This is a genomic window from Natrinema zhouii (assembly GCF_013456555.2).
Lineage (GTDB): Archaea > Halobacteriota > Halobacteria > Halobacteriales > Natrialbaceae > Natrinema > Natrinema zhouii.
In genome coordinates, this window is the sequence record NZ_CP059154.1 from 3,494,538 (window position 1) to 3,507,327 (window position 12,790).

Annotated in this window: 9 protein-coding genes; 6 read left to right on the forward strand and 3 right to left on the reverse strand. The window is 60.6% G+C overall.

The annotated features are described in order from the left end of the window. Nucleotides 1-31: 31 nt before the first annotated feature. Complete coding sequence (locus HYG81_RS36125; protein ID WP_180840984.1) at nt 32-1,540, forward strand: right-handed parallel beta-helix repeat-containing protein; 1,509 nt, start codon at nt 32-34, stop codon at nt 1,538-1,540. A gap of 264 nt (nt 1,541-1,804) precedes the next feature. Then, a complete protein-coding gene (locus tag HYG81_RS36130) occupies nt 1,805-3,427 on the forward strand; it encodes an oligosaccharide flippase family protein (RefSeq protein WP_180840985.1) in 1,623 nt (540 codons plus the stop codon). A 325-nt stretch (nt 3,428-3,752) separates the two neighbouring features. Here the strand turns inward: HYG81_RS36130 and HYG81_RS36135 are convergent, their stop codons facing one another. Next, nucleotides 3,753-5,015 carry a polysaccharide deacetylase family protein gene (locus HYG81_RS36135; RefSeq protein WP_180840986.1) on the reverse strand — a complete coding sequence of 421 codons (1,263 nt, stop codon included), beginning with the start codon at nt 5,013-5,015 and terminating at the stop codon, nt 3,753-3,755. Nucleotides 5,016-5,252: 237 nt separating this feature from the next. Here HYG81_RS36135 and HYG81_RS36140 point away from each other — a divergent pair, with 237 nt between their 5' ends. Both HYG81_RS36140 and HYG81_RS36145 read left to right on the forward strand, forming a co-directional pair. Beyond that, the gene (locus HYG81_RS36140) at nt 5,253-6,227 is read left to right on the forward strand and encodes a glycosyltransferase family 2 protein (RefSeq protein ID WP_180840987.1); all 975 of its coding nucleotides are present in this window, start codon (nt 5,253-5,255) and stop codon (nt 6,225-6,227) included. A 147-nt stretch (nt 6,228-6,374) separates the two neighbouring features. Then, the gene (locus HYG81_RS36145) at nt 6,375-7,715 is read left to right on the forward strand and encodes a PKD domain-containing protein (RefSeq protein WP_180840988.1); all 1,341 of its coding nucleotides are present in this window, start codon (nt 6,375-6,377) and stop codon (nt 7,713-7,715) included. A 161-nt stretch (nt 7,716-7,876) separates the two neighbouring features. On the opposite strand, the gene HYG81_RS36150 is transcribed toward HYG81_RS36145, so the two are convergent. Further along, the gene (locus tag HYG81_RS36150) at nt 7,877-9,205 is read right to left on the reverse strand and encodes a polysaccharide deacetylase family protein (RefSeq protein ID WP_180840989.1); all 1,329 of its coding nucleotides are present in this window, start codon (nt 9,203-9,205) and stop codon (nt 7,877-7,879) included. Between the two features lie 222 nt (nt 9,206-9,427). Here HYG81_RS36150 and HYG81_RS36155 point away from each other — a divergent pair, with 222 nt between their 5' ends. Together HYG81_RS36155 and HYG81_RS36160 are read left to right on the forward strand one after the other, a co-directional pair. Further along, entirely contained in the window at nt 9,428-11,131 is a 1,704-nt protein-coding gene (locus HYG81_RS36155) for an asparagine synthetase B family protein (protein WP_180840990.1), read from the forward strand. Nucleotides 11,132-11,278: 147 nt separating this feature from the next. Beyond that, the gene (locus HYG81_RS36160; RefSeq protein WP_226777504.1) at nt 11,279-11,764 is read left to right on the forward strand and encodes a hypothetical protein; all 486 of its coding nucleotides are present in this window, start codon (nt 11,279-11,281) and stop codon (nt 11,762-11,764) included. Between the two features lie 133 nt (nt 11,765-11,897). On the opposite strand, the gene HYG81_RS36165 is transcribed toward HYG81_RS36160, so the two are convergent. Continuing rightward, nucleotides 11,898-12,509 (reverse strand): DUF7344 domain-containing protein, encoded by a 612-nt coding sequence (locus tag HYG81_RS36165; protein ID WP_180840992.1) that lies wholly within the window; start codon nt 12,507-12,509, stop codon nt 11,898-11,900. Nucleotides 12,510-12,790 lie beyond the last annotated feature (281 nt).

Sequence of the window (12,790 nt, forward strand, 5' to 3'; positions counted from 1 at the left end):
CCAGTCGCGACGACGGTTTCTCGGAGGAACAGTGGCGGCGTGTGCCGCCGGAATCGGATTGACGTCGACAGCCAGCGCGTCCACAGATCGGTACGGACACTACTACGACGACTACTCAACCGTCGTGGACGTGACCGAGGCCGGAGCGGACAATACCGGTAACAAATCGATCACGCCCGTACTCGAAAAACTTCGAGGGGACGACACGTTACTCGTGTTTCCCGAGGGCCGATACTACATGGACGAACAGTTCCGGTTCACCGGCTTCGAGAATTTCGGCGTCGTCGGCGAGAACGCGACGCTGGTTCCGGCGGACTTTCACGAGTTCAATGGCCCGCGGTATCGTCTCTTCCGGCTCGGCGTGTCGTCAAGACCCGGTGGACGCGTTCGATTCGAGGGGTTCGACGTCGACCAGCGGGCCCCCGACACGGGGATCCGAACGATCGAGACGTACGCCTCCGAGCGCCTCGAAGTGCGGGACATCACCATCCACGGCCAACACGATAGCGGAACCTGGGGACCCGGACTGTTCAACGTTACCGATCCCGACGGCCGAGGTATCGTCGAACGGTTCCGCGTTCCGGACGGCGCCGCGTGGATCAACAACACGCCGAACGCGGGTAACAACTGGCGTGGAGCGATCGGTATCGAGGCCACGCTAAACGAGGGGACGCTCAAGTTCAAGAATTGTTGGGTCGGACCGTTCCCGAGCAACGGTCTCTACGCGTCGGGCGGCAACGGCAAGATCATCGTCGAGGGCGGCTGGTACTGGGACAGCAACGGGGCAAACGTTCGCGTCGGCGGCAACCACAGCGAAATCCGGTGGCCGACGGTCGAAATCAAATCGAGTCGACCGGAGGACACGATCCAGCGAGCGATTCGGGTCGAAAACGGTCGTGATTTCAAGATTCGCGGTGCGGCCGTCAACATCACCTCCCCCATGCCGTCCAGTCACGCGATCTCGGTAATGAACACCTGTGACAGCGTCCGTATCGAGGGAACGACGCTCGATATCCGTGGCGACGACGTGAACCACGGGATCGTCTGCTCACCCGTCTCTGGAGACACGACGATCGTCGACACGACGATCACCCACGAGACCTCGGGCGGCTATCCGCTGTGGATACGGAACAACGGCAGCAGCGGACGGGTTCTCGCCGAGTACCTCACGATCGACGGGCAGGCGGGTGAGGACGGCGGTTTCCGCGATGGGATTCGCTGCGAACGGGACAACTGCCGATTCAACGTCGTCGACATCGAGCAACAGGGTCGCGCCGGTGTGGACCGGAACGGGATCGTCAACACGGGCGAGGACCTGACGATCTACCGATCCAACCTGCGTGCCAGCAAGTATCCGTTCCTCGACACCGGCTCCGAATCCCTCGTTCTCAATTCGGACCTCGAATCGTCGTCCGGTCTCGAGGCCGCCTGTCTCTACGGGTCGTGTGATACCCCGTCGTTCAAGGGCAACAGACTGGTCAACGGGATCCGTAACCTCGGTGCGAGCGACGTCACGACCTGGAAAAACACGTACCAGTAGTCGGCGACGCGCGGCCGCTATCGGTATCCGTTTTCCATCGATTCTTCTCCCCGTTCTCCCGGTTCTTCATCGCTGACTCTGGCCATTTCTCCGTTGCGCCTCCACAACTATATCTCCGTAAATACGGCTCTCGAGGCCATTTAGCCCCCGTATAATAACGCCACGCTGTGGACACCGTCTTCGTACAGTGAGTACGTCGGATCGTGTCCGATCGTCAGGGGGGATGGCTGCCGATTGGCCGCTCGAACGAACCAGGGGGAAACCGTGAACAGGAGTATTACGAGCGGCGTCGTCTCGGTCGTCAGCGCGAAAATCGCCGCACTGGTCGTCACTGCGCTTTCGACGCCGCTGCTGTACCGATTTCTCGGTGCGTCGGCGTACGGCGAGTACGCGCTTTTGCTGTCCGTATTCGCGATCTACATGATCTTCGTCAGTTCGGGGATCACGGACGGCGTCCGAAAGTTCCTCGCCGAGGACCGCACTGCGGCGAACTGGAGCGAACACGTCGTCGGCTTTTATTTCCGGCTGGCGATCTTGCTGGCCGGTCTCGGGGCGCTCCTGCTGGTACTCGCGACCAGGTTCGGGCTCGTCGGCCTCGCCTTCGGCTCCGAGCTGACGATCTACTTCTACGTCCTCGCGGCGCTCGTTATCACGGCACAGTTCCGTGACTTCGGGCGGAAGACGCTCATGGGATTCGGCCTCGAGCGATACTCGGAACCGCTCAAGGTTCTCGACAAGGTTGGCTTCGTCGCGGTCGCAATCCCGCTAACCTACCTCGGCGTCGGTGTGATGGGGGCGCTCGCAGGGCATCTGTTCGCGAGCCTCCTCGTCGGCGTAGTCGGACTCCTCCTCGTTCACCGACGGATTTCGCTGTCGTCCGTCTTCTCTAGCCCAACGGAACGGTTTCCCCGGACGGAGATGCTCACGTTCAACTCGATGAGCATTGCACTGATTTTCCTGATGATGTCGCTCTACCACATCGATATCATCATGCTGAACCGGTTTCGGGCTGATTCGGCGGTCGGTAACTACAAGGCGGCGCTGACGATCGCCGAGTTCCTCTGGTTCGTCCCGATGGCGATCCAGACGGTGTTCGTCCACTCGACGTCGGAGCTGTGGTCGCAGAACCGCTATCAAAAGATTTCGGAACTCGTCTCTCGGACGACGCGCTATACGTTTCTGCTGACGGCCGTCATGGCCGTCGGACTCGCGGCGCTGGCGAACGTCGCCGTCCCGATCTACTTCGGTGCCGAGGCCAAACCGGCGATCACACCCCTGTTGCTGTTGCTCCCCGGCGCGCTCGGGTTCGCGATCGCGCGACCGATCCTCGCGGTCTCACAGGGGGAAGGAACGCTTCGATATCCGGTCATAGCCACCGGCGGCGCGGCTCTGGTTAACCTGGTGCTCAACCTCGCCCTTATTCCACCGTTTGGAATGCGAGGTGCGGCCGTCGCGACCAGCATCGGATACGGGTCGATGTTCGTCTTCCACTGCTGGAGCGCCCGACTCGTCGGCTTCGATCCACTCGCAGATGCCCGGCTCAGCCGGGCAGCACTGACAACGCTCCTGGCAGCCGTTCCCATCGTCGCCCTCTCGACGGCAATCACGAATCCGTGGATTGCACTCGCAGTCGTTCCACCCGTTGGGTTCGGAATCTTCATCACGTTCGCCTTGCTGGTCGGAGCGATCGATATAGCAGAACCGTTCGAGATACTGTCACTGTTTCCCGATCCGATCGGCGCGAAAGCGGACGGGATCTCCGATTGGCTCGTGAGCCGCGAAACCGACGGTGCGGGCCGCAACTGGTTGCAGAGTCTGTTGTTCCTCGCCGGACTGTCGCTGTTACTCTCGGGACTTGCGTTCGGGATCCTGGATCCAGGGATATAGAACAACACCACCGGACGCGCTCGGTCTTCACCCACTACTCGCTTTTACGCCTCGTTCTATCCGACAGAACCTACTCTCCGAGCCCGCTGCGTCGTTGATTCGGATAGTCAACTGTAGTTACGGACGGCCATTGTACATCCGATCGCGTCGCAGCGTGCGATCAGTATGAACGGTTCAGTTGCTAGTCGGAATCAAAAAGATAAGTGAACCGAATGGGTCAAACGGCTGCTGAGTCGAGCTCTATTGAGACGGTCTGACGACACCATCGGGACTTCGTCCGCCCAGCGGTCGATGGAGACACTCCCCGAGCCACCGTCGGTCCACGTTACGATTCTAGTAGGTCGGTCGCGCTCACGACCTCGACGTTCTGCCCGTCGATGTACTCGAGGACGCGTTCGAACTCGCGTTCGCTGATGCCGTCTTCGGTTCCGATGTAATCGAACTGTAACACCGCGAGCTGGCCGTACTCGGCGGCGTAGTCGATGTACGTTTCCGTCTCGTCGTCGGCAGCGCCAGAGAAGAATCCCAGGTTGTGGGGGTCGGTAAGCGGCAGTCCGTTCGGGCCGCCGCCGAACCGGAACGTCTGCTCGTGGTACTCCTCGACGAGATCGCGAGCGGTCGGAGTGAGGACGTTCCGCGGCGTGACGAAGTGTTTTGCACCGTCCTCGAAGCCGCGGCTCTCGAGATACCGTTTCGTGTCTCGAATCATCCGCTCTTGCTCTTCGGGGGAGTACTCGTGGAGGAAGCTAGATCCGGTTCGCGGCCGAGCCGCCATGTCCCAGCCCGCGTCGCTCAGTTCCTGGAGCCTGTCGATCGTGAGCCGGTCGCCCCGTCCGACTGCTTCGGGCATGAGCGCTTCGACGCCCGCGTAGCCGTAGGACTCCATCCGATCGAAGGCCTCCGTATAGTGGCTCTCGAGCATTCCGTCGAACAGCAGCATTACTTTGCCCGTCTCCGGCTGATCGACGGTACGGAGGTCGTCGACCTGACAGTCGATCGAACCGGACGGATCGCCGCGCCGGCGAGCGGTCAGTCGAATCTCGCGGACGTCCGACAGATTGGGCTGCGTCTCGATTCGATCGGTGCCGAAGTCGACGCGCACCCATCGATCGGACGGCCCGATAAGCGTTCGATGAAACACGTGGGCGTTCCGCGAGTTCGGCGCGAACAACTCGAGCGTCAGTCGGAGCTGCTCGAGTCCGGTGAACTTCACGGCGAGCGAGAGGTTCGAACCGCTCAGGTCCATCCCGTCGACGGCCCTGTAGATCGCTGCGTACTCCGTGTCCTCGTTCGCCGTGAGGCGAGCCGACTGTGATCCGCCGTACGGATCGTCCGTCCCGGCCTCGAGGGTGCCGGCGTCGATCATCGTGACCCAGTCATCGAGAGACTCGAAGTCCTCGATCGATTCGCCGGGCAGTTCCGGAAGCCCATTGGTTCCGGATTGGTCAGTGTCTTCGTTCGGCGTCGAATCCGGTGACGAGGTATCGCCGCCACTCCACTCTCGCAACTGTGAGAGGCATCCGGAGAGCCCGAGCGTTCCGGCCGCTGCAACCGTGGTCACGAACGATCGTCTGTTTCGGTTCGTCATTATCCAGTTCCATGGATTGTTTGATCTTTCTTATACAGTTATTAGTCGGGCGCTGCCGGTCGGCAAGATCCGATCGGCTGTCGCCTCGGGCGGCGATCAGTCGCGATAGAGAGGGGAGTTCGTCACATCGCGTGGCACCGACGCTGCTACGGACATGCCACTGCGTGAGACGATACCGACGAACCTTGGCGTTTAGTTACGCGATAATAATCCGATCGAAACGGGTCTACTCGACAAATGACTCGAGTCAGCGTTATCATCCCGACGTACAACAGAGCGGCGACGCTTCCACGGGCGATCGACAGCGCGCTCGAACAGACGATAGATGACCTTGAGGTCGTCGTCGTCGACGACGGATCGACCGACGACACCGGATCGGTGCTGGCCGCATACGAGGATCCGCGCGTTCGGACTGTCATCCACGCGACCAACCAGGGTGCAAACGTCGCCCGGAACACGGGAATCGAGCACGCACGCGGAGAGTACGTCGCGTTCCTCGACTCGGACGACGTCTGGCATCCCGAGAAACTCGAGCGCCAGCTCGCGGCCCTCGAGGATCGCTCGAGCATCTGGGTCGGGGCCTACTGTGACACGGCGTACGATCTGTCCGGAACGAGCGGCTGGCTCCGGTCGACCGCCGCGTCCGTGCTCGCTCGAGGAGACGGCGAACCCACGAAAGAGGGCAACGATGAGCTGGTCGGTGAGATCCTCGCTGACAACGTCCACCCGGGCGCCGGCTCGACGCTGATCGTCCGCACCGCGGTCGCCGAGGAGGCTGGCGGCTTCGACGAGGAACTGGATCGGTTCCAGGACCCGGAGTTCTGTCTCCGCGTCCTCGAGCAGGGCAAACTCGCCTGTGTCGACGAAGTGCTCGTCTACCGTGACGACACCGGGCACCCATCACCTGACGTAATCAAAAACGCGAGCGAACAGTATCTCTCGGCGTACGAAGACGAGGTCGAACGCTTCGAGGAAGAGGGCTACGAGATCCGCTCGAGCCACGAACTCATCCTCGCGAAGCGGTACCTCGCGGAGGGACGATTCCTGCGCGGGGCGTGGCACTTCCGGAAGGCAGCGGTGTCGCCGCGGTCGTACCCCGGCATCTGCTGGGTGACCGGTGCCGGCGTTCGACGGCGGCCGCTGCCGGTCGTCTTCGCGCTCGCGCTCCTGCTCATCGCTCTCACGGTCGGTCAGCGTGCGCTCTCTCGGTGAACAGCGGTCTCTGCCAATTGCGTTCGGTCTGGAACCGATAGAAGAGAAGCGTTCTATCGACGCAAACTATTGCAGAACCGAAACGGTTTCGTTCCCATCGGTTACCGTACCTGTAGTAAAGCCGACCGCTGCCAATAGGCCGGACGGATGAGACGCGATACACTTTCACGAAGATCCGTACTGGGAGCTGCAGCCGGTTTTACACTCGCAAGTGCCAGCGCCGCCAGTGTCGTCGGCGGGGCGATCCAAAACGAGGGAGGTAACGTTAGTCGAGACACCGTCGTCATTCGCGAGGGGACGGCCGAGGAGACGACGGCATACGTGGTGACTGCGGACACTGAGGGCCCGACAGCGCTCGTCGTCGGCGGAATGCACGGAAACGAGACAGCGGGCTACACGGCCGCCGGACAGATCGCCGACTGGACGATCGACGCCGGCACGCTCGTGGTAATTCCCGAGGCGAACGCCGTCGCGATCGAAGGCGGGACGAGGAACGACGAGGAGGGGAACAACCTCAATCGGCAGTTCTCCCAGGGGGAGACGCCGGGAACGGAACTCGCACGCGACATCTGGAACGTTGTCAGCGAGTACGACCCCGACATCATGATCGATCTCCACGAGTCGACGGGGATCTACGCGGACGATCCCATGGACGGGGTCGGGCAAGCGATCTTCCGCTCCAGCGGCACCGAGGCGACCAACGCCGCCGCGGACGCGGTTGACTACATCAATCGAGACTACATAGAGGACTCCAATCTCGCGTTCCAGACCGGCCCGTTCTCCCTCCCCGGCACCGACCCGAGCGGCTTGCTTGCTCACAAGGCCGCACGCGACCTCGACGCCGACGGATTCCTCGTCGAGACCCTTTCGACCGGCGTCGAACTCCAGACCCGTGTGCAGTGGCACACGGCCATCGTCGAGCGACTCCTCGAGGACGAACTGCTACTCGACGACTCCGGCAGCGGCAGTACGCCTGACGAGCCGGTCGACGACGAGCCGGCGGAGTCCGAATCCGAGTCCGAGGAGCCGGCGGAGTCCGAATCCGAGTCCGAGGAGCCGGCGGAGTCCGAACCCGAGTCCGAGGAGCCGGCGGAGTCCGAATCTGAGCCCGAAGAGCCTGTCGATGACGACGCTGACGATGAGGCCGAAGCGGCTTCGAACGAGGACGGCGACGAGGCCTCGGACGATGGTGAGTCCGCAGGCAATGAGTCGCCGACCGCGCAGATCGACGTTCGTCCAGCGTGGGTCAACGAAACGGCGCTCAAGCCGGGCCAGACGATCACGCTCGACGCGTCAGGGTCGTCCGATCCAGACGGCGAACTCGTCGACTACGAGTGGTGCATCGACAAAGGCGCCTCGTTCGACAAGACCGGCGAGACGATCGAAGTGACGATCGGTTCACCCGGTGAACATCCGGTCACGCTGCGCATCGTCGGCGATGACGGCTCGACCGACACTACCCAGATCACGCTCGAGACGAACTGCTGATCCACTGTCGACGGACAGCTGCTATACCCACAACGGCAGCCACGAGCGGTGTCCCACCGTTCGGCGCGTGAACAGAGGCACGTATCCAACGGGACACCGTTCGTTTCAAGAAGTAGTCCGTGCGCAATGAGTGGATGACGTCGACCGTCGTCGATCAGCTGTTACTCGTTACTCGCCCGCATCTTCCAGAGGTCGTCGAAGGTGATAACCTCGACATCGGAGCTATCGATGTGCTCGAGTAACGTCTCGTAGTCGCCTTCGGGCATCGTGTTGTTGGCATCGAAGGCGTGGAAGTTCAGGATCGTACACTGGTTGTGTTGTGCGGCGAGATCGACACACCGTTTCGAGATCTCGAGATCGTTCCCGATCGTCCGCGGTAACGCGAGCGGATCGAAGCCGTAGACGTTCGTCGTATTGACGTCGCCGGCCTGATTGAAGCCGCCGCAGTAGTGGTATTTGGCGGTCTGCTCGAGGCTCGTCTTGTCGTAGCTGTTGTGCGGGTAGACGATGTAGTTCGCCCCTTCGAACCCGTTGTTGATGTACCACTGCTTGTCCCCCTTGATTCTGGCTTCGATTTCCGATTCGTCCTCGAGGGGAGCTATCCCCTCGTGCGTCCCGTGGACGACGATCTGATCGCCTGCCTCCTGGCGCTCCGTGAGTTCAGAGCGTGACATGGTCCCCTCTCCACCCTGTTCGACCCACCGCGGAATCGGTGCCTGTACCGACTGGAATCCGTACTCATCGTGGAGCGGCGCTGCCTTCTCGTAGTAGTCGAGCATCCCGTCGTCCCAGCTCAGCATGACGTACCCCTGATCGGGCGTCTCGTGCGTGCGCAGGTCGTCGATCCAGACCTCGGCCTCCGACATGGAGTGAAGGACCTGAATTTCGAGCCGATCGAGGTGGTCGAGCGTGGGTTCCTGCCCGCTCTGCTGGTAAACGCCGGGGCTCGACCGGAACCAGCCGATGTCGGGCGAACGGTACGTAATTTCGCGAAGCGAGTATGTTTTCGAGCTCCCGAACCGGTCGACGATACGCAGGTTGATCGTGATGCTCTGTGGCGTCGTCGTCCGGATGGCGAAGGACAGGTCCGTGTCCGTCATGTCTTCGCCGCTGAGGCTTCGCTGGGCGAAGATGTTCTCGCCGTTGTTCGACTGGAGCTTCAAACTCTGCTCGCCGTCGAAGACGACGTCCGTGTCCGCTTCGCCCGACCCCTGCTCGACGGTCCAGGGCTCGAGATCGTTGAAGTCGTCGAACGAGTCGCCCGGCTGGCGAAACTGCTCTCGGCTATTGAATTCGGTCTCGAGCGACGGAACGCCGTCCGCCAACCCTGGTACTGAGCCATCCGACCCGTCCGTCGTTTCGTTCGATGAATCCCCGTTCCCCTGCCCGGTCGCCGACTTAATCTGCTCTGCACAGCCCGCCATGCCGGTGAGGCCGGCTGCACCTGACAGTGCGAGGAACCGTCGTCGTGTTGCGCGTTTCCGTGACATTAGCGATCCGAATTTACCGACAGCGATCCTATTATTATAGATCTAATAGTCGAGATCGGGGTCCGCTCAGATCGGCGCTCGAGAGCCGTTTCAGCACTTAACAGTCGCATAGTTATTGAGAACACCCACAAAGCGGTGATCACGGAGGCGTCCGTGAGGGAGTCGGTGGACCAGGCTATTCCATGCTCCAATCGGACACAATCTACGCGGTGGTCTTTGACGATGAACAGGGAACTCTTCGGTGTGTTTGGCGGTATTGATGCGTTCGAGCGGTTTAGATCCAGTGAGGACTTCGACGAAGTGCTCACCGGATCGACCGTCACAGTCGGAATCCGGGATTCCGATCTCGGAACACCTGGCTGGAGCGCGACGTATACTCGTGACGACGGCTACTGCCTCATCTGGGGGGAGGCGTACGTTCCTGGTGACGAATCAAACACCGCGCGCTGGCTCCTCGAGCACTACGAGTCGGAGGGAGCCGACGCACTGCAGCGGCTCAACGGGTCGTATCTGGCCGTAATCGACACCGAAGCAAGCGATGACGCGTTCGTTGCGACAGATCCGGTTCGATCCCGCGAGTGTTTTTATACCGATGAGTCTGGCGCTCGCGTCTTCGGAACCGATGCCGCTGAAGTCACACGTACGATCACGGATCCAACGCTCCATCGGAACGGAATCCTCGAGTTCCTGCATCTGGGGGTGACGCTCGGGGAGAAGACGGCCGTCACGGGACTCTACCGACTGCCGATCGACAGCCGACTCGAGCCCGCGTCGGTCGACTCGTTCGACCGGTTCGTCTACGACCCACAGCCGTCTTCGGAATTCGACGTGGTCGCCGAGCTCGCCGATCGCCTCGAGCGGGCGATCAAACGACGATCGTCGCTGCCCGGACAAAAGGGCATTCTCCTCTCGGCGGGCTACGACTCGCGGATCGTCCTCTCCCAGGTCGACGACATCGACTGCAGTTACACGGTCGGCTCACTAGACGCACAGGAGGTCCGAAGTGCGAGGTCGCTCGCTGCCCAGTATGGCGCGAGTCACACCGCCTTCCCACCGGGCGAGCGGTATCTCTGGCCCGACGAGTCGAAAATCACGTACTCACAGGGAATCAAGGAATCGTTGCACATCCACCACGCCGGCTACACGGACGAAATCGGGGTCGATACGATGTATCACGGCCTTCTCTGTGACACGTTCTTCCGCGGCCATTTCACCGCCTCACAGACCGTCGACGTCCTCGACAAACGCATCCCGACCGGTCGGCTCGATCCCGATCCGGACCCTGTCGAGGTGTTCCTCAAGAAGTTCGGCTACAGCCGCGACGCAAGTCTCGACCTCGCCGACCGAACGTCCTTCAACGTTGATCCGGACGCGTTCGTCAGCGAAGCAATCACCGACGAGTTCGACTCGAGACGGTCGCGCGCGGATCAAGTCCAGAACGCGCTGTCCTGTTGTGGCATCGCGAATCAGCCGTCGATCCCGTTCCACAATCACCTTTCCGACCACTTCGTGACATCGTTCCTGGCAACGGATCGCGAACTGATCGATTGGCACCTTCAGACGCCACCGGAACACCGAACGACGGAAACGTTCCTCCGCGCGTGCGAGCGGATCGACGACGACATCCTGCGACACAGACCCCCCGATCGACCGTACGATGCGACGCTACTCAACGAGGTCGAAGGGTTCCTTCGCCGGAAGACACCGTTTCTCTCGTCGTTTGAACCACCGTGGCCGGACCGGAAGACGCTCTTCGAACGACACGATTTCGACCGACGGCTGTTGGGCGACCTCGAGCACGTCCACGGCTTGCCGGCCAGACACAAACTCAGGCTCGCCGACCTCCGCGGATGGCTCGAGTGCAGGTCGGAGTTACAGGACGAACTGGTCCCATGGCTTCAGCCACCGGATCCGGTCGTCGCGTAACGCGTTCGACCCGTCCTGACGAACGTTCGAGAAACGTAAATTCGACGCTGCCAATTACCTGCGGAAACCGCCCTAATAGCACTCTATTCCGTTCACGAGCGCTAAACCGTGAGAAACCTTATATACCGCGGGGTTTTAGCGCGGAATATGCGTCTGACGCCGTCTTGGTTGCGCTCTTCGTCGGAGGATTCCGCCGAAGAGCAGTCCGGGGATCCCGAGACGCTTTCCGGAGTGACGATGGTCTATGCACCAGGGAGTGATTTCTCGGCGGACGGTGCGATAACTACCCGAGACAGGGGGTTCATTCCGGAATCCGATGCGGCTCTCGTGGCTGTTCTCGACGAGATGAATACCCCGGTGACCGTCGACGAAGTCACCGATACGCTGATTGAGCCCGCCCACCCGCCGATCGAGACATGGGCGACTATCCACGAGCGGTTACATCGAAATCGCTTGCCGGCGCTCGATACGAAGGGAGCCATCGAGTTCGACGAAACACAAGGACTAATCGAACGAACGGCGACACCCCCGGACGAAGCGCGGTTCCTCTCACGCACTCGACTTGCGGCAGTTTCGATCGGGTTGCTGCTCGTGCTTCTCCTGTTCGTCTCGGTACTTTTCCTGATTTCGTAAGGACGAGACCCATCGAGCCTCGTTCGCTGTTGCGGGAACAGTCTCTCGTCCCAACTAGAACAGTTCGCACACCGATCGCTCAGCCGTCGGACGATTGGGAGACAGTGACGTTTGGTGACTCCTCGAGCCGTCGTCAGTCGATAAGTCGACTGATCGTGAGCACCGTAAAGAGCGACAGGATGAGCGCGCTCAGGCCGATCCCCGAGAGGAAGGAGGTAAACGGCAACTCGATCACTGCACCGAGGAGGATCGCATAGGAGAGGACCGTCGCGCCGATATAGTAGTCGTCCCAGTCTGGACTCTCACCAGCCGTTTCGTCGGTTGACTCGTCGTCCGAGTCCAACTCGAGGTATTTGTCAACCTGGTCGGCGAGAGCCTTTCGCTCGACGACACCGCGGTTTTGCTGGTAGTCGATCAGGCCAGCTTCGTCGAGTTTCGAGAGATGCGACTGATAGAGCGGGATGTAGACGCGCTGGCGCTGCGTGGACGTGAGCTCTTCGACGGTCGTCTCGTGTTCCCACGCTGCGACCTGCTCTGCAACGTCACGCATGCGGACGGGCCCGTCAGTGCCACGGAGGTACCGGAGAACCATCCGACGCCGTTCGTTTTGGAGAAGATGAAAGACATCGTCTTTCGAGAACGCCGGCTCCTCCGAGGAACAATCAGCTTCGTCAGCCGTGTCCTGAGCGTCATCGGTCACACCCTGCTCAACTTTCTCTTTGGAGCTGATATGTTTCGCTTTCATTTCGACAATCACCCCTATTCAGGAGAGGGTAATAAAGGATAGAAATCGTGTATCCGAGAATTACTCGTTTCACGTAATTTCATAACTGAAGATTTTCTTTTTAGTTATTTTTATTCCAGCATATAGCAAGGGAGAAAGCCTGAAGCTGGCGATCTAGATATGGTATAGGGTATTTATTTCGAGAAATTACTCTACGCGGATTTCGAATACTTATCCCGGATTTCAGATCGTTTACGCTCCTATAGCGCTCAAAAGTAGGCGCACAGGAATCGAGTTGATTC